We start from the raw sequence: 16,694 nt of genomic DNA on the forward strand, positions 1-16,694 counted from the left end.
AAAGTGAATATTATATAGTAATTTTTTCTAATCATTACGGTCAATTAATTTAGGGCTATAAATATCAAATGTTAGAAAATCCTCATCCTTAGCATACTCATCTAAATTGGCAAAATGAATCCCTTCCTTGTTTATAAAGTAAAAGTTATACCTATACTTTCCTTTCGGCATTGTTGTTTCTCCTATTTTCTTAAAATCATTGTCTAAAATAATGTACGTTAACTCCATCCCCTTAGCTCTCAATTCATACTGTTCCTCTGACCTTGGTAGAACCATAGACCTTAAGTAAATATCGCTATATTTATCATAATCGAGTGAGAGAAATAAAGCTTCTCTATTGACCTTAGGAGCCAGTTCACTATAGCCATGCCCATACAATGGGGGCTTAGATCTTTTTTTAGGTTGTTCAGTGAAATTATTAACATACTTCGATCCTACCACATAAGAATTAATCTTACCTCGCTTATCTAAACTCTCTATTGAATAAACATCTATTTCAGGGTTTTTAGCAAAGCTTGTGATTAGTTTTTTTGAATTACTATTATAAGCTAGGGAAAACTTATATGGTGTTAGAGGCCCCCAAAAAAAATTATCTAAGAACTCGGGTTCATCAAAGTAGTAATTGACAGTAGAGTCTATTAAATTAACCTTAATCATGTATTTGCAATTTAATAAAGTGTTACCAGAACTCTCTGCTGATATAAGAACGTCATTCCCAACCTTAAAAATTCTTGAGCTCGAGTTATTCATTAAATAAAATTGAGCATCCGAGTTATCCTGTTTCAAATCGTATTTAGAAATCACTTCATTATTCTTGTCAATTAGATATAATCTACCTTCCCAGTGATTAGTGAGATAAATTGTATCTTCGTTGTTCATGTGGTGACCCATATTTCCGAAATCTCCGACCCCGTTTGGACCTTCTCTTTCTAGACTTAATACCTTGATCTGTTCCCCAGTATTGTAATCGAAGATGTGTATATTTCCATTCTGAGAATTGAATATACTTAAACGCGGACTAGGGTCTTCATAGTAAATAACGGATTGACTTATGATGCCCAAAGTGGAGTCAAGTTCAAATCGTTTGACTCCAATGTTTTTAAGCTCCATTTTCTCATCAAACAACGTAGTGGCGTCCTCTGGGAACTCAAATACAAATGGATCATCCGCACAGGACATTGCGGTTAAGCAAGATGTGATAAATATAATTGCTAGTAATTTGTTAGTTATACTCATCATTCAGCTTCAGGAACCCAAATAGTCTTCATGCATTTGGGAGGGTCACCTTCGCCAGCCCAACTTGGTAAGCATACGCTTTCTCCATCAACATTTTCTACACATACATTTATATTGTCTCCTGAATTAGTGGACGTAGCACAGCTGGTACCGTAAACGTTCTGAACACTAAACAAAACGAACAATACTATGGGCATTATTTTTTTCATAGGGTTATAATTTTTCTACTTCGATTATATTTCCAATACAAGGTGTTTGCCCAACCTGCTGCTTAATACACAGCGTACCTCCTTCAACGCCAGCTATACACCAGCCTGTGTTCTTCTCAGAATTAGCATCTACTATACACGCTTCCGCATAGGCTGTGTAGAATACGACAGAAACTGAAAACAGTAATATTTTTAAATATTTATTTCTCATGAAGTAAATTTATTATAATAATATAGTTTTAAAAAGATACAATTATTTTTTCTTAAAAAAAACAACAGTTAAGAGTGGCGCTGTTAAAACAGACGAGTCATTCTTTCTTTGCGAAAAGCTGTCTGTAAGCTAGATGCAAAAACAACTTTTTAACATAAGTCATGTACCTTTTTACTCCCATATGATTACGGTTGATGAGCATTTGGGAGGATTGGGAACACCACTACCCATTGCGGCAGGCAAACACGTGCTTGATCCAAAAATATCCTCCAAACACACCTTTGTATTATCCTCCGGATCAGTTGATGTAGCGCAAGCAAAACCAAAAGCATTCGATACACTAAACAATATTAACATTAACACAACTACTAACTTCTTCATAATATTATAAATTAAATTCTAGGCTTACTTACTTAAGTCGTAAGATTGAGTAAGCTTGGTTTGAAAATCCTTTTCTACTTAGCTTATAGCTACTTTTTTACTGATCAACCTATTGCTGAGTTATTTTCTTAAGCCCCTAATTTTCAATAGATAAAGGGCTAAATAAGTAAGCCTATTGAATTATTCTAATTCTGGCAAATCTTCTGGTTGACTTCCAATGCAAGGCTGTGCATTTGTTAAGTGTATAACTATACATTTTCCTCGCCCGTCCACTCCTTCCACGCACCACCCTGTGTTATCCTCCCCAACCTGAATGCAATAGCCAGCATTTAGATAGGGAGAACAGAAAATGAGCAAAAGCATGGTAATTGAAATAGTTTTTAATTTAGTTCTCATAATTTCTACGGATTAAATATACATTCCCTTTATTCTGGCTGTGTATTGTCTTTACTACACTTGCCTGCATTTTCTACTTCCAACTCGATACAAGCCGCGGGCCCCTCAACGGTTTCTACACACCAACCTCTGTTCTTGACAGGGTTAGTATCTACTAAACATGTTCCTGCGTACGCTACAGAACTACCAACAAGTAGAAGAAGAAAGAAGAAAGTTTTTAAAATCTTGTTTTTCATAATTTAAAAGAATTAAAAATTAATGACAGTTTTTTTTTGAATATGCCATATCACATTTACAATCTACAAATAAAATTTAATTAATAAATATATTTATAAAATGGAATAGTAAATATACTTAGTCATGACAATTCTACTTAATAATCAACAAAAAACAAACTGATTCACTTATTAATTTTTTTGTCATAAATTAGACATAGGAAGGAAACGATTTTTAGTATGCACACTTGAAGTGGATTAAAATTGTCTATAACCAAATTATAAAGTGAAGTCTCAGTCGATATCGACTTGTGTAGTCTGAGTGAGTATTATACAATACGTTCTTCATAAACAGCCTAATTTATAAGTTCAGCTGCTTCTTGTAAGATTGATCGATGCTCGATTTGTAGAATCTTCAAAGTGATTGACCTAGACTTTTTGTCTGTTTTTTTAGACTTACTAATCGCAGAGCATTTGGAGATCAAGCAAGGTTCAATTTCGAATTTTCTTCAATGGTCAGTGCATTGGGTTCTTTTGACAAAATGTTTAGAACAAGGAAAGTCAGGTTAAACCTATTTCAAGTAGATAAAGGCACTCAGCCCACGGCTTTACGCTGGCCTTAATGAATGTAGCAAACTCCCAAAATCTTCTTTGGTATTATAAACATGGGGCGATAACCGTATGGAATTTCCTCGTACCGAAACAAAAACTTTATCGGCAACCAGACGGTTTTTCACCTTTTCTAAATCAAGGCCCTTTGGCAATCTGATTCCAAAAAGGTGTTCGCTCCGATAATCAGCAGATTCAATTTGATAACCCATGCTCGCTAACTCTTGCTGCGCTTCACTGGCAATCGACTTACAATAGGCTTGGATGTTTTCTGGCCTCCAGGCATTTACTTGGCGAAGCGCCTCGGTAAGCATTGGTGTAAGTATAAAATTGGCGCTTTCGCCTACTTCGTAGCGGATAGCTCCTGGCTGATATTCATCTTGATAGTTTACCAAGTTGGCAAAATTCTGACTGTCTAATCGGTTCATCCAATTGTTTTCAATGGGTTTTCCGTTATGGAAATATTCGCCAAAGTAAGCAATACCTGTTGCGTAAGGCCCCATCAGCCATTTGTAACCAGAGGCCACTACAGCATCGGGCTGAAATTCTTGCACATCAAAAGGCAAAGCACCAATGGATTGTGTTCCATCAATCACCAAAAGTGCACCTACTTCTCTGGTACGCTCTCTAATTTTTTTAAGGTCGAATTTGGTACCGTCTGCCCAATGGATATGGCCAATGGCTACCATTTTGGTTTTACTGTCGATGGCCTCTAGAATATGTTCGTTCCAAAGCTTGCCACGATTTTCAGCAGTTTCCGGAGCTTTTATAATACGCAATGTCACGCCTTTCTCTTTCTCTAACTCCTTCCAAGCATAAACATTACTCGGAAATTGCCCTTCGGGAATGATGATGTTATCGCCTTTTTCTACCTGAAGGTTTTTGGCCACATTGGCCATGCCATAAGAAGCTGAGGGCGTTATGGCACAAAGGTTTTCGTTTTTTACGTTGATCAGTTTGGCAAATTCTGCCCTGAGCAGTTCGCCATTCCTAAAAAAAACTTCAGGCTTAATCGTGGTCGGATCCTCCTTTCCGTACACTGCCCTAACGCCTACTTCTGCCACCGACTTGAGCATAGGTGACATATAACCGCAGTTGAGATAAGTAATGTCTTGCGGTAAGTTAAAAAGGTGACTTTGGTTTTGGAGCATAACTATTTTAGAATACGGACCAACTCCTCTTCAAAAGAACCTTCTGGCTCTTCAATCACACGCTTTACTTCCTCTCCATTCAGGTAAAAAATAATGGTGGGGGTGTTCTTAATGTCATAGCCTTTTTCCTTCCCTTTCAAACTTGTTTTATCTACATCCAGCGCATATAATTCTAGTTGGTCTGCAATCCCCATATCGTCCATAATTCGCATTAAACGGGGTATTTCGCGATTACTATCATGACACCAAGTGCCCATAAAGGCGAGTATTTTCAGGTCTTTTATATTCTTTTTCTTAGCATCCCTAAGTACGTCAGTATTCACCCTATAAGTCTTATAATTGGAGTTGAACCAAAGTTTATATGGCATCTGTTTGAGCCCTTCTTTGGTGATAGGGCCATTCAAAATTTTATCTACATGAGTCGACACACTCTCCGTTTCAACATTGTATTCCGTCTCTTGCCCATTCATTACCAAAGGGAAGGCAACGAGAATAACCATTAACATAATAATCGCTTTCATGATCTCCATTCTTATTTAAAATCAAAGAACGAAATATACCACAAAATTATATCTTTGGCCCAATGCACCTCAACGACATTTGGCAAGATATTCTCTCTTACGCACAAGAAATAAGTGCGTGGGAACTCTCAGGGCTGATTTTCGGAATTTTGGCAGTGCTCTTTTTAATTAAGGAAAGTATTTGGACATGGCCAGCCGGAATTGCTTATGTCATTGTTTCTTTTGTTGTTTTCTGGAATGCCAGGTTATATGGTGATTTCATTCTTCATATCTTTTTCTTGGTATTAAACATTTACGGTTGGTATTATTGGGTAAGAGGAAAAAAGGATGAAAATCCTTCGGTAATCATTACACATAGCAGTGTAAAACAGAGCATTATCTTTCTTTCGTTTACCATTATTGGAATTTTCGCCTTCGGCCAATTTCTAATCAATATTCCTTCAATGTTTGAAGGTGTAGAACCAGCCGCATTACCTTATTGGGACAGTACCACCTCTATTCTGAGTGTTACAGGAATGTGGCTCACTGCCAGAAAAAAGATTGATAATTGGTATTATTGGTTCGCGGTTGATATTATTGCCACGGGAGTTTACTTCTACAAAGAACTTTATTTTTACTCTTTTCTATACTTTTTATATATCGGGATGGCCATTGCAGGGTATTTGGCTTGGAAAAAAACCATGATGAAACAAACACATATTACAGTATGATTAAAGTAGCGATTATTGGCCCAGAAAGTACGGGAAAAACTACTTTAACAAAGGCATTAGCAGAACAATACAACACCGTTTGGGTACCAGAATATTGTAGAGATTATTTAAATAACCTCGGTCGCCCTTATTTGCAATCCGACCTTCTGGAAATAGCCAAAGGTCAAATGGACAGTCAGAAGCAAAAGAGAAAAGAAGCCAGAGAGGTGCTTTTCTGCGACACCGATCTGCATGTGATCAAGGTATGGAGCGAGCATAAATATGGAGAATGCGACCAGTGGATTCTCAATCAGCTCGAAATGCAGTACTTCGACTTATACATTATTACCGATTACGACATTCCTTATGAGGATGACCCTTTACGAGAACATCCTGAAATGAGATCTTACTTTTTCGATATTTACTACAACTTGATGAAAGACAGTGGTAAAGCTTTTATTGTAGTAAGTGGCGATTTTCAAACACGATTAAATCAGGCGAAGAAAGCAGTTGGTGCCTTGCTATAATTAAAAACTGTTCTACCTTTGTCGCGAATTAAGGGGTGCCCTATAACAACGGGCTGAGATTATACCCATTGAACCTGATGCAGATAATGCTGCCGAAGGGAGGTATGGTAAACACTAAAAAAGGGAGGGCTTCCCCTGGCTCTTCGTTTGTGAACCATTTAAAATTACAAAATGCAAAAATTAATTTTGACGTTGGCTTTAATGCTGACAGCAACGGGTGTGTTTGCGCAACACTCCCTGAAAGGAACAGTTGTAGACGAAGCAACTGGGTCGCCAATTTTTGGTGCCAATGTAATAATTGAATCAATCCAAAAAGGCACTTCCACAAATGAAGAAGGTAAGTTTGACTTGAGCAATATTCCTTCTGGCACTTACAATGTTAAGGTAAGCATGGTCAGCTACATCACCTTAAACAGAACAGTTGAGGTAACTAAAAACCTAACAATTGATTTCAAATTGAAATCAGATTTAACCAAACTAGAATCAGTAGTAGTAACTGGTACTAGAGCAAACGAAAACACCCCAACTACTTTCTCTGAAGTATCGAAGGAAGAAATCGAGCAGCAGAATTTAGGGCAAGACTTGCCTTTTTTACTGAATTGGACACCATCTGTAGTGGTAACCTCTGATGCGGGTGCGGGTGTAGGTTATACTGGTATTCGAATTCGAGGTAGTGATGGTGCCAGAATTAACGTGACCATCAACGGTATTCCAGTAAACGACTCTGAATCGCAGGGTACTTTTTGGGTGAACATGCCCGATTTGGCTACTTCAACCGACAATGTGCAAGTGCAACGCGGTGTAGGAACATCAACGAATGGTGCAGGTGCTTTTGGTGGCTCTATTAACATTGCTACAAACAACCTAAGCCAAGAACCAGAAGCGAGCATCAACACTTCAATAGGCTCATTCAACACCCAAAAATACAATGGAGTATTCAAAACTGGTTTGTTAGAAAACAACTTTGCTTTCGAAGGTAGATTGTCCAATATTTCATCGGATGGATATATTGACAGAGCATCGTCAGACCTGAGTTCTTACTACTTGTCGGGCGGTTATTATGGCAAAAAATCAATTTTGAAATTGATCACCTTTGCAGGTAAAGAGCGTACCTACCAAAGTTGGTACGGAACACCAGAAGCAAAAATCAATAACGATGCAGCAGGTATAGATGCGGTAATTGCCAACAATGGTTTTTCAGCACAGCAAGCAGCTAATCTTCGTAACTCTGGCAGAACTTATAATTTCTATGAGTACCAAAACCAAGTAGACGATTACAAGCAAGCACATTATCAAGCCCATTTTTCACATCAGATTAACGAGCCATTGAGCTTTAACACCTCTTTACACTACACCAAGGGTGCTGGTTTTTTTGAGGAGTACAAAGACGATGAAGATTTTGCAGACTATGGTTTGAACAATGTATCTGTAGGGGCAACTACCATAGAATCGACAGATTTGATCAGAAGACGCTGGTTGGACAATGACTTTTACGGAGTGACTTACGGTTTAAACTACGAAACCGAAAACTTACAAGCGAATTTTGGTGGCGCCTATAATGAATATAAAGGCGATCATTTTGGAGAAATCATTTGGGCCGAATATGCGAGCAACAGCCGCATTGGAGACAGGTATTATGAAAGTACTTCTGAGAAATTCGACTTCAACAATTTTGTGAAGGTGAACTATCAAGCCAACGATAAGATTAACCTATATGGAGACTTACAGGTGAGAACAGTAAACTATGCCAGCAGGGGCAACGATAACGATTTAAAGGCCTTCGATTTCGATAACCATTATTCGTTCTTCAACCCTAAATTTGGTTTGACTTACCAATTGAGCACAAGTGCAAACGCCTACATTTCTTTTGCTCGCGCGAACAAAGAACCGAATCGTTCGGATATTATTGATGCGCCAACGGGAGCCGAACCTAAAGCGGAACAATTGAACAATCTTGAAGTGGGCTATAGAGTGAACAAATCGAAATTTGCATTTGAAGCAAACTACTATTTGATGGACTACAAAGATCAGCTAGTATTGACTGGTGAGGTAAATGATGTTGGGTCGAACATTAGAACTAATGTAGCCAACAGTTACAGAATGGGGATTGAACTTCAGGCTGGAGTAGAGTTGACCAGAGGTTTGGAATTGAACGCTAACCTAACCTTAAGTGAGAATAAGATTAAGAATTTTGAAGAAGTGTTATACGATTACGGAGCAGCTTTTGACGAATACAACGAAGTTAGAAACAATTACTCTGATACCGACATCTCATTCTCTCCAAGTGTGATTGCAGGCGGTCAGTTAACTTATAAGCCTACTTCTGGCCTGTCTTTGAGCCTTCTTTCTAAATATGTAGGAGATCAGTATTTAGACAATACTTCAAACGAGAATCGTCAGATTGATGCATTCTTCATCAATGATTTTAGAGTGAACTACAGTATTAAACCGAGTTTCGTAAAAGAGCTTACGCTGAATTTATTGGTCAACAATATTTTCAATGTTGAATACGAATCGAACGGATACACTTTCGGCTACTTTGGTGGTGCTAATTACGAGGTAAGGGAAAATTACCTTTACCCTCAAGCGGGCACTAACTTCTTGTTATCCTTAGGGCTGAAGTTTTAAAGATAGATTAGTTTAGTATTTCGAAAAGCCTTCGGCATTAATTTGCTGAGGGTTTTTTGTTTTAGGGCTCAACCTATTTCAGGACGATACACCACACTACTTGATCAAAATTCTCTTATCAATCGTTTCCTATTCTTTAAAAATGCTGCAATTTTGAACACCGTATTTAACCAAGGAAACCAGCCGCATGTCATCACACCACATTGTTAGAGACGAACAAGAACCCGCTTTACTCATTGACGATCCAAAAGCTTTAACAATTGAAGATGTAGATCAGCTATTGGAGTGGAGCCCCACAGTTATTGTTACTGAGAAAGCCCTTAGCGAAGTGCTAAAATGGGGAATTAAAATTGATGTGGTGGTGGCTAATGTAGCCAACCTTCAAAGCCTCAAGCCAAGACTTGCCGAGCAATCTCCAGTACAGCTTTTGGGCTTTGAAGATGATAATTTACTTGCCTGTGCTTATATCTTTCTGCTCGATCATAAATACCCTGCGGTAAATGTAATGGCCGATATTTACCAGTCCACAGTGCTCGATACGGTAAGAGAATTCTCAAAACAGATTGACAGTATTGTTTTTGCCACTCACCAAAAATGGACTTACGTTGCGAGTGGGCATTTTGAAAAATGGGTGATGGTAAGCCATCATTTCGGAATTCACCCCGTAGCGCAAAACACCTTTTTTACTTCCGAAGGATTTTATGGTGATTATGAGAATGAAATGCTTTTAGAACCGATTGAGCTTACTGCCGAAATCACAGGGAAAATCAAACTCAAAACCAACGAAAAACCCCTTTGGATAGTAGAGGCCGTTACTACCGACAGCTATAAATAGAAGTTTGATATGTAGGAAAACCCTCCAAAAGTTAAGATGATTGGTTTTCCAGCGCTCAATGATCCCATTAAGGTATAATTAAGAACTTTTGGAGGGGTTCTTTCAAATAGAAACAGCCGTCAATTGCCGGCTGAATCTTATGAAGTGTAACAAAACTAGAACTACAAAAGTGATTTTGGTATTTCGATTTTATACTTGCTCGAAACAAATTCATTGTCTTTCAAAGCGGGCTTCCAGCCATAAACTCTAGACACACTTTGAATATTATCATTCAATTGGCGCAGTAGGTGATAGATTTTATCTTGCGTTTCTTCGTCACCTTTTACTTTGCTCAATAGGTCTACTTGAGTAACATGGCCTTGGCTATTCACTAAAAATTCAAATTCAATGGTTTTGGGCATGTCTTCGATGGAAAGACCTTGTTCCTTTTTAGTATTCAGTGCTACATTATTCAGGAATCGGTCAATTCCACCAACGGGTTCAGCAATTTCATCGACTTGCTTCGAGGTGAAAATATCAGTCCTTTTATATTTAGAATCAACCTCTCTTCTTGTATAAGATTTTATAATCAGGTACTTCTGTTCTATAAAATCCATTTCACTAATAATCTTATAGTCAGGATAAATAGATTTAATATTTTCTTCAGCCCATTTTTTTGAAAGCTCATAGAGTTCAATTCGGTCTTCAACGCTCAATTCTGCTATGAACTCTGTTTTCATTTGATCAAAGCCAAGTGGCCTTGTTAATTCATCATAATATGATTTTTGGCTATCACTGAGCTCAAGCCTGAAAGTAGTTTTCTGATCCTTATCATCGCTGTAATAAGTTTGCTTAATCCGTTCTATTAGCTCCTTATACCTTGGGGTAAGTATATAGGGTATCATTGACATCAATCTTCCATTTCTAACCCAGTAATCTGGAGATTTTCCCGTCCTTTTAAAAATCTCAGCAGAACTAAACGTAATAATTCCAGCTTCTGAGGTAATGGAGATAGACATACTTTCAGTTTCTTTCTTTTCACCTTTTTCCTGCCCATAACTCACCGTTTGGCTGGCGATAACCAGTGCCAACACAGCAAAGGAAATGATTGAAGCATAGCTGCTTCGTTTAGATGTTTTTTTGAGTTTCATAACTTTAAGTCGTTTAGAAAGTGAAGAAATCAATGCGAAGGAATGCCCAAGTGTAACTGAACTGGTTCTTAAACTAAGGGCCAGTAAAATTTCAGTATAGCGTCCAAAATTGGTAGACATTAATACAGCGGAATCTGCCAAAGCTTCGTGGTTGGACTTCATCCCTTTTTGAAAAAGATAAATGGCCGGATGATACCAAAGTGTACATTGAGCCAAGGCAGCGCAAAGAATATCAATAGTATGCTTTTGTTTTAAATGTAGGTTTTCATGTTCCTGAATAATGGTCCATTCTGATTCAGAATAATCGACTGATTCGGGAATGAAAATCCATTTCCAGAAAGAAAAAGGGTACTTCACTGAAGGGTGACTGATCACGTTCTTACCCAAATCTCTCATTTCCGTACCTGTTAATCGCCAATAGGTGAGTTTTGCTAATTCACTAAAGAAGACTAAAAGACTTATGGCCACGCCTGTTAAATACACCCTCCATATAACTTGAGAACCACCATAAGAAGGTGTAGATGTTAGTTTTTCTGGTGTACCGGTTTCTATAATGGGCGAAGTGTTTTCATCCATTGATAGCGTTAATGATTCATCCAGTTTTTGAAAAACATGTGTGCCCGGAGTCGACACTTGTTTCAGTTCTATCTTGACCAAAGGCCAGGCCAAAGCAGTCGCTAACACAGATAACAACAATAACCGCTTAAGCTGAAACTGGGTGTTACCCCGGAATAGGAAGTGATAGGCCGCATATAAGAAGCTTAACAATAAACCAGATTTGAGGCTCCAAATTAAAATTTCATTTTTCACGCGAGTCGATTCAAAAGTGAGAACTACAAAAGTGACTTTGGTATTTCAATGGTTACCCAAGAGGATACTTCCTTTCCTTTTTCAAGGCTTGGATCCCAGCTGTAAAGATTGGATACCGCAATTATGTTATCATGAAGCTGTCTTAATAATGCATATACATCATCTTCATGGCGGTTTTGCTTCACTTTACTTTCAAGGGACAGTTGAGAAATATAGCCCGTACGACTCACCTGAAACTTAAATTCAATCTTGTCTGGCAAATCCTCCTTCTTCAAAGATTCAGTTCCTTTAACATCGGTTACTACATTTTTCAAAAATCTGTCTAGGCCTCCAACAGGCTGAGCTTCTCTTGTAATAGCATTGGCTACCACAACATCTTTCTTGCTTCCAACTGTATCAGCAGGGTTAAAAGTATAAGGCCTAACCACCAAGTATTTATTTGTAACAAACTGCATTTCTGATGGCATAGGGTAATCCGGATATACTTGATGCACATTTTCCTTTACCCAAGCCTTTGTTAGCTCGAACATGGCCAAACGATCTTCCACGGTAAGCTCAATATTCAATTCGGACCTGTTAGGCGCTGGCTCATAATGTTCATACACATTCTCAAACTTCAGGGTTTTCTCAGTATTCATGGCAATTTGTAGCCTAACCTCGTTATCTGGATTTTCATTCTGAATTGAGGTTAAGAAGGTATCTATTAACTTCTGATGCTTATCCAGAAATATTACTGGAAAGATGAAATAGTGAGGTTTTAATGACACCCAAGTATCCGGTGATTTACCACTTTTTTCAACGATCTCTTTCCCAGAATGTGATTTAGTACCACCAAATGAAAACCACATATCAGACATTTTGAGTGCTGAGATATCACTGTTATTCTTTTCTTGCCCATAACTCACCGTTTGGCTGGCGATAACCAGTGCCACCACAGCAAAGGAAATGATTGAAGCATAGCTGCTTCGTTTAGATGTTTTTTTGAGTTTCATAACTTTAAGTCGTTTAGAAAGTGAAGAAATCAATGCGAAGGAATGCCCAAGTGTAACTGAACTGGTTCTTAAACTAAGGGCCAGTAAAATTTCAGTATAGCGTCCAAAATTGGTAGACATTAATACAGCGGAATCTGCCAAAGCTTCGTGGTTGGACTTCATCCCTTTTTGAAAAAGATAAATGGCCGGATGATACCAAAGTGTACATTGAGCCAAGGCAGCGCAAAGAATATCAATAGTATGCTTTTGTTTTAAATGTAGGTTTTCATGTTCCTGAATAATGGTCCATTCTGATTCAGAATAATCGACTGATTCGGGAATGAAAATCCATTTCCAGAAAGAAAAAGGGTACTTCACTGAAGGGTGACTGATCACGTTCTTACCCAAATCTCTCATTTCCGTACCTGTTAATCGCCAATAGGTGAGTTTTGCTAACTCGCTAAAGAAGACTAAAAAACTTATGGCCACGCCAGTTAAATACACCCACCAAATAATATCTGAAGTGCTCATAGTGGTGGAGTTTTCTGTCTTTTGGGCTTCACCAACTTGGGCTATTTTAGTCTTAGCTTCGGTCACAGGAGAAATCAATGATTCATCTAACTTTTGGAACACCTGAGTGGTGGAAGCGGGCCTTTCGCTTGCGCTGAACTTTATAACTGGCCAAAGTAATGCTGCCGCTAAGACGGATAAGAGCAATACTCGTTTCAAATGAAACTGTGTATTGTTTCGGAACAACATGAAATAAAGGCCATATAAGAGACTTAATAACAAGCCCACTTTTAGGCTCCATATAAGAATAGGGCTCCACATCATTTCTGTTCTTTATTTTTCTCAATTACATCAATGATCTCATCGAGCTCATTTAAGTCGATGTTCTTCTTTTCGGTAAAGAAGGAAACGAGCTTGCTTAAAGAGCCTTCGAAATATTTTCCGACAACATTGCTCAAAGCAAATTCACTGTAAGCCTCTTTACTGACAAGGGGATAGTAACGCTTGCTATTGCCGAGCTTCTCAAAATCGACAAATCCTTTTTGTTCGAGTACGGTGAGTACGGTAGCCACGGTAGTGTAGCTTGGTGGTGTACCTTCAAATTGATCCAGAATTTCGCGAGTAAAGGCCTTTTCTAGCTGCCAAAGCAACTGCATAACCTTTTCTTCGGCCTTAGTAAGTTCTTTCATACTATAAATATAGTAAATAAACTAAATAAATAGTAGTACTTCTATAAAAATAGTAGAAAGAACTTTTGGAGGGTTCTATTTTAGCTTGGCAATCATAACAACAGGGTTGTCTTCGGGCTCAATGTTCTGGAGCGCCTGTAGGTTTTCAGGAAGAGAAGCGATTTTGTCAGGGTTATTCTGGAACCATTCGTAGACTTCTTCAGCCGTAATTAGGCCCAACATCTCACCCTCTTCATTGATTGAAGTGGGGTAAAAAGACACAAAATTATCAATATCGTTTGTATAGCCAGTCTTCTTATCACTGGTTGAAGGGTCGGAAAGAAAAGCCTCTTTCGTTTTTCGATTGTAATAACCGTAAGCCTGCTTTTCCTTAAAGGCCACATTATAGAATACAAAGTCTGGGCTTTGTAACGTAGTATAAATAATCATATACTCATTTCTTTTTTCTCTGCTCATACTTTCTTGTTCGGCATAAGGAGGGCTAAATTCTCCCAATTCATAAAGTAGGGCAGGCATTAGAGTATCAATACCTACACTAAAAACAGTATCGTTAAAATTCTCTTTGAAAAATAAGGCGTTGTTGTAGTTATGGAAATCAGAACTTTCAATACGAATCGCATTTTTATTCTTCTCATAACTTTGGTGATTTGGGTGTATCTTAAGTACCTCGCCATTAAAATCATAAACCACTAGCCTAAGCGGTTCATTACCTTTAATATTCATGAAATAACCTACAGCAAACTTATCTTGGAGAATGCCTTGTGAAGTAATGAAAGTTGCATCCATAATCGAACCAACAGAAAATGAACTCTTAAGTTCATCCATTTTAGGGCCCGAAATTGTATTTACCAGAAGCCCTTTATCTAATGAGTACTCATACAAATCAAAACGTTTGCCTTTGGCGTAAACTGTTTTGTTTCTTGAGTTGATACCAATGCTTGACATGGCATTAGAAAAACCTTCTGGATCATCACCCTTATGGCCAATGTCTCGGATGTAAGCTCCAGTTTCTCTATCAAATAAGGAGATTCGATCATTTGATTTCATAAGAATTGCAGAGTCTCCCAACGTAGTCTTGAGGTAAATGAATCTATAAAAAACCTCTTCGCTCGTCTCTAATCGAACGTATTCAATATCTGAGGCAAAGTCACTCATATTTACTGGTGCAGCGTTATTATATGCGTCTACCAAGTTAATAGTGGTGAGGCCTGTTTCTAGCTCCTTTTCATCACCACAAGAATAGGAAATGAACAAGACTAGAAAAATAGCGAGAAAGGAAAAAGCAGAATGGATTGATATGGGACGAGACATGTACAGCTTATATCTAGATTAGAAATAAACTCTAAATATATAAGTTAATTTCTAATTCATCACTTAGATCAAAATACTCTTTAAATTTTCACATAAAATACCCATATCTAGCTTCTCTAAAGGGTGCGGCATATTGGGAATAGAGATAAACTTTCCGTTGGTAAGAATTGTAGCCACATTTTCGCTTTCTTCTTTGCTCACCATAATATCATCAGCACCTAGAAGAATAGTAACTTCATTGGTGACTAAAGGAAGGTTTTCCATGGTGAGCAAAGGTTCATCACCTAATTCTAACATCATGCCTGCGGTTTGCCAAATCACCTGCTTCCATTGCTTTTTCCCGTGTCGTTCTTTCAAAAGTGCAGCATATTTTGGTACTTTCTCTTTTATTAGCTCTGGGTTCAAACGAGCAGTTTCTTCTTCTGCGCCTTCGGCTGTCCATGCCAATTTGGTACCAAGGGTTACTATTTTGCCTATCAAGTTCGGCTGAGAAGCAGCCAAGTAAAGCGCCACATAGCCGCCCATGCTGTACCCAAAAATATCAGCCTTTTCTAGTTTATTATTTATAATAAAGGCTTTAAGCTCTTCAGCAAAGACTTCAATTCCAAAGCCCTCTTCATTTATGGGTCCACCACCATGCCCAGAAAAATTGAACGCGTACACCTCAAAGTTTCCTTTTAGCTTCTCTGTTAGGCCATCAAACATTGAAGCGCTACCTAGCGCACCGTGTAATAGAATCAATTTTTTCATATGTAGTATTTTTGCGCTTGTAGCATTCTGTCTTTTCCTTGCAAATCCTTTTTAAGAAAAACGTTTGTAAAACCCATGTCCTCAACTAGTTTGACCATTTCTTCTCCAAATCTTTCGTGAATTTCGAAATAAAGCATTCCCCCAATCTTCAAATGCTGTAATGCCAACTCGGTTATTCTCTTGTAGAAAATAAAAGGGTCGTTATTCGCCACAAAAAGTGCCAAATGCGGTTCAAATGATAATACATTCGAGCTCATTTCTGGTTTATCGCTTTCTGGAATGTAGGGCGGGTTACTCACTACTAAATCCAGCATATCAAAAGGAAAAGCTTCATTCAAAATATCTAGATGCTGGAAATCTACTTCAGTGTTATTTTGTTTTGCATTCTCTCTGGCCAAAGCAAGAGCTTCTTCACTTACATCCACTGCCGCTACTCTGGCTTTTGGTATGGCGTTTTTTAATGCTATTGGAATACAACCTGTTCCGGTACCAACATCAAGAATATAAGGGTCCTCAATTATATTTTCTGTTACAATCCAATCCACCAATTCTTCGGTTTCTGGACGAGGAATCAAAGCCCTTTCATCTACCTTGAATTCGCAGCCATAAAATTCTACACTTCCTAAAATATGCTGAATAGGTTTGTGTTGATTCAACTCATCAATTGCTTTGTTCAGTACGATTTCAGCGTTTTCAACCAACAAAAGTTCATCATTCAAAACCACTTTCATTCGATCTAAACCATAAAAGTGTGTTAGAAGCAAATGAGCCATATTCATCGCCTCGCGCTCATCATATACGCCACTTAGCTTTTTGGCAATGGCTAGAATTTTAGCTTTGGGTTTTTCAAAAGGCATAAACAAAAGTAGTTAGAAGGATTTGTATGTAAATCAGATAACTCAGTTTTTAGATTTA

The 16,694-nt window shown here is 38.1% G+C and carries 18 protein-coding genes and 1 riboswitch; of the genes, 5 read left to right on the top strand and 13 right to left on the bottom strand.

The window, feature by feature from the left end; translation table 11 throughout:
- Window positions 1–27 precede the first annotated feature (27 nt).
- Genes AAC026_RS00210 through AAC026_RS00220 form a run of 3 tightly spaced genes read right to left on the bottom strand, consistent with a single transcriptional unit; the run spans window position 28 to window position 1,656 of the window.
- Window positions 28–1,239, bottom strand: a complete 1,212-nt coding sequence (locus AAC026_RS00210; RefSeq protein WP_339693907.1) for a DUF4221 family protein — start codon at window positions 1,237–1,239, stop codon at window positions 28–30.
- The gene (locus AAC026_RS00215) at window positions 1,236–1,445 is read right to left on the bottom strand and encodes a hypothetical protein (RefSeq protein ID WP_339693910.1); all 210 of its coding nucleotides are present in this window, start codon (window positions 1,443–1,445) and stop codon (window positions 1,236–1,238) included. Before AAC026_RS00215 ends, AAC026_RS00210 begins: the two co-directional genes overlap by 4 nt.
- Before the next feature lie 4 nt (window positions 1,446–1,449).
- On the bottom strand, window positions 1,450–1,656 hold the full coding sequence (locus AAC026_RS00220; protein ID WP_339693913.1) for a hypothetical protein: 207 nt from the start codon (window positions 1,654–1,656) through the stop codon (window positions 1,450–1,452).
- Between the two features lie 133 nt (window positions 1,657–1,789).
- On the opposite strand from AAC026_RS00220, the gene AAC026_RS00225 reads away from it, so the two are divergent.
- Window positions 1,790–2,047 carry a hypothetical protein gene (locus AAC026_RS00225; RefSeq protein WP_339693915.1) on the top strand — a complete coding sequence of 86 codons (258 nt, stop codon included), beginning with the start codon at window positions 1,790–1,792 and terminating at the stop codon, window positions 2,045–2,047.
- A 170-nt stretch (window positions 2,048–2,217) separates the two neighbouring features.
- Here the strand turns inward: AAC026_RS00225 and AAC026_RS00230 are convergent, their stop codons facing one another.
- The 4 genes from AAC026_RS00230 to AAC026_RS00245 form a co-directional block, all read right to left on the bottom strand.
- The gene (locus AAC026_RS00230; protein ID WP_339693917.1) at window positions 2,218–2,433 is read right to left on the bottom strand and encodes a hypothetical protein; all 216 of its coding nucleotides are present in this window, start codon (window positions 2,431–2,433) and stop codon (window positions 2,218–2,220) included.
- A gap of 29 nt (window positions 2,434–2,462) precedes the next feature.
- Window positions 2,463–2,669 (bottom strand): hypothetical protein, encoded by a 207-nt coding sequence (locus AAC026_RS00235; protein WP_339693920.1) that lies wholly within the window; start codon window positions 2,667–2,669, stop codon window positions 2,463–2,465.
- A gap of 587 nt (window positions 2,670–3,256) precedes the next feature.
- Window positions 3,257–4,408, bottom strand: coding sequence for an aminotransferase class V-fold PLP-dependent enzyme (locus AAC026_RS00240; RefSeq protein ID WP_339693922.1), 1,152 nt, complete (start codon window positions 4,406–4,408; stop codon window positions 3,257–3,259).
- A gap of 2 nt (window positions 4,409–4,410) precedes the next feature.
- Window positions 4,411–4,929 (bottom strand): thioredoxin family protein, encoded by a 519-nt coding sequence (locus tag AAC026_RS00245; RefSeq protein ID WP_339693925.1) that lies wholly within the window; start codon window positions 4,927–4,929, stop codon window positions 4,411–4,413.
- Between the two features lie 62 nt (window positions 4,930–4,991).
- Here AAC026_RS00245 and pnuC point away from each other — a divergent pair, with 62 nt between their 5' ends.
- From pnuC to AAC026_RS00265, 4 genes are all read left to right on the top strand, one after another.
- The gene (gene pnuC / locus AAC026_RS00250) at window positions 4,992–5,639 is read left to right on the top strand and encodes a nicotinamide riboside transporter PnuC (RefSeq protein WP_339693928.1); all 648 of its coding nucleotides are present in this window, start codon (window positions 4,992–4,994) and stop codon (window positions 5,637–5,639) included.
- Window positions 5,636–6,145, top strand: a complete 510-nt coding sequence (locus tag AAC026_RS00255) for an ATP-binding protein (RefSeq protein WP_339606839.1) — start codon at window positions 5,636–5,638, stop codon at window positions 6,143–6,145. Before pnuC ends, AAC026_RS00255 begins: the two co-directional genes overlap by 4 nt.
- Window positions 6,146–6,166: 21 nt before the next feature.
- Window positions 6,167–6,264: riboswitch (TPP riboswitch) on the top strand.
- A 52-nt stretch (window positions 6,265–6,316) separates the two neighbouring features.
- On the top strand, window positions 6,317–8,773 hold the full coding sequence (locus AAC026_RS00260) for a TonB-dependent receptor (protein ID WP_339693930.1): 2,457 nt from the start codon (window positions 6,317–6,319) through the stop codon (window positions 8,771–8,773).
- Between the two features lie 187 nt (window positions 8,774–8,960).
- Entirely contained in the window at window positions 8,961–9,608 is a 648-nt protein-coding gene (locus AAC026_RS00265) for a hypothetical protein (RefSeq protein ID WP_339693933.1), read from the top strand.
- Between the two features lie 161 nt (window positions 9,609–9,769).
- Here AAC026_RS00265 and AAC026_RS00270 read toward each other — a convergent pair whose 3' ends face one another.
- The 6 genes from AAC026_RS00270 to prmC all read right to left on the bottom strand — a co-directional run bounded on the left by AAC026_RS00270 (window position 9,770) and on the right by prmC (window position 16,636).
- Window positions 9,770–11,422, bottom strand: a complete 1,653-nt coding sequence (locus AAC026_RS00270) for a M56 family metallopeptidase (RefSeq protein ID WP_339695303.1) — start codon at window positions 11,420–11,422, stop codon at window positions 9,770–9,772.
- A gap of 149 nt (window positions 11,423–11,571) precedes the next feature.
- Entirely contained in the window at window positions 11,572–13,353 is a 1,782-nt protein-coding gene (locus AAC026_RS00275) for a M56 family metallopeptidase (protein ID WP_339693936.1), read from the bottom strand.
- Window positions 13,350–13,718 carry a BlaI/MecI/CopY family transcriptional regulator gene (locus AAC026_RS00280; protein WP_339693939.1) on the bottom strand — a complete coding sequence of 123 codons (369 nt, stop codon included), beginning with the start codon at window positions 13,716–13,718 and terminating at the stop codon, window positions 13,350–13,352. The genes AAC026_RS00275 and AAC026_RS00280 overlap by 4 nt, the downstream gene beginning before the upstream one ends.
- A 75-nt stretch (window positions 13,719–13,793) precedes the next feature.
- The gene (locus AAC026_RS00285) at window positions 13,794–15,029 is read right to left on the bottom strand and encodes a DUF4934 domain-containing protein (protein WP_339693942.1); all 1,236 of its coding nucleotides are present in this window, start codon (window positions 15,027–15,029) and stop codon (window positions 13,794–13,796) included.
- Window positions 15,030–15,092: 63 nt separating this feature from the next.
- Complete coding sequence (locus AAC026_RS00290) at window positions 15,093–15,779, bottom strand: alpha/beta hydrolase (protein ID WP_339693945.1); 687 nt, start codon at window positions 15,777–15,779, stop codon at window positions 15,093–15,095.
- On the bottom strand, window positions 15,776–16,636 hold the full coding sequence (prmC, locus tag AAC026_RS00295) for a peptide chain release factor N(5)-glutamine methyltransferase (RefSeq protein ID WP_339693948.1): 861 nt from the start codon (window positions 16,634–16,636) through the stop codon (window positions 15,776–15,778). The genes AAC026_RS00290 and prmC overlap by 4 nt, the downstream gene beginning before the upstream one ends.
- Window positions 16,637–16,694 lie beyond the last annotated feature (58 nt).

Origin of the sequence: uncultured Roseivirga sp. (assembly GCF_963973945.1) — a bacterium.
Lineage (GTDB): Bacteria > Bacteroidota > Bacteroidia > Cytophagales > Cyclobacteriaceae > Roseivirga.

Excerpts from the sequence above, each read along its gene's own strand:
- AAC026_RS00210 (WP_339693907.1), bottom strand. The coding sequence starts at position 1,239 with ATGATGAGTATAACTAACAAATTACTAGCAATTATATTTATCACATCT.
- AAC026_RS00215 (WP_339693910.1), bottom strand. The coding sequence starts at position 1,445 with ATGAAAAAAATAATGCCCATAGTATTGTTCGTTTTGTTTAGTGTTCAG.
- AAC026_RS00220 (WP_339693913.1), bottom strand. The coding sequence starts at position 1,656 with ATGAGAAATAAATATTTAAAAATATTACTGTTTTCAGTTTCTGTCGTA.
- AAC026_RS00225 (WP_339693915.1), top strand. The coding sequence starts at position 1,790 with ATGCAAAAACAACTTTTTAACATAAGTCATGTACCTTTTTACTCCCAT.
- AAC026_RS00230 (WP_339693917.1), bottom strand. The coding sequence starts at position 2,433 with ATGAGAACTAAATTAAAAACTATTTCAATTACCATGCTTTTGCTCATT.
- AAC026_RS00235 (WP_339693920.1), bottom strand. The coding sequence starts at position 2,669 with ATGAAAAACAAGATTTTAAAAACTTTCTTCTTTCTTCTTCTACTTGTT.
- AAC026_RS00240 (WP_339693922.1), bottom strand. The coding sequence starts at position 4,408 with ATGCTCCAAAACCAAAGTCACCTTTTTAACTTACCGCAAGACATTACT.
- AAC026_RS00245 (WP_339693925.1), bottom strand. The coding sequence starts at position 4,929 with ATGAAAGCGATTATTATGTTAATGGTTATTCTCGTTGCCTTCCCTTTG.
- pnuC (WP_339693928.1), top strand. The coding sequence starts at position 4,992 with ATGCACCTCAACGACATTTGGCAAGATATTCTCTCTTACGCACAAGAA.
- AAC026_RS00255 (WP_339606839.1), top strand. The coding sequence starts at position 5,636 with ATGATTAAAGTAGCGATTATTGGCCCAGAAAGTACGGGAAAAACTACT.
- AAC026_RS00260 (WP_339693930.1), top strand. The coding sequence starts at position 6,317 with ATGCAAAAATTAATTTTGACGTTGGCTTTAATGCTGACAGCAACGGGT.
- AAC026_RS00265 (WP_339693933.1), top strand. The coding sequence starts at position 8,961 with ATGTCATCACACCACATTGTTAGAGACGAACAAGAACCCGCTTTACTC.
- AAC026_RS00275 (WP_339693936.1), bottom strand. The coding sequence starts at position 13,353 with ATGATGTGGAGCCCTATTCTTATATGGAGCCTAAAAGTGGGCTTGTTA.
- AAC026_RS00280 (WP_339693939.1), bottom strand. The coding sequence starts at position 13,718 with ATGAAAGAACTTACTAAGGCCGAAGAAAAGGTTATGCAGTTGCTTTGG.
- AAC026_RS00285 (WP_339693942.1), bottom strand. The coding sequence starts at position 15,029 with ATGTCTCGTCCCATATCAATCCATTCTGCTTTTTCCTTTCTCGCTATT.
- AAC026_RS00290 (WP_339693945.1), bottom strand. The coding sequence starts at position 15,779 with ATGAAAAAATTGATTCTATTACACGGTGCGCTAGGTAGCGCTTCAATG.
- prmC (WP_339693948.1), bottom strand. The coding sequence starts at position 16,636 with ATGCCTTTTGAAAAACCCAAAGCTAAAATTCTAGCCATTGCCAAAAAG.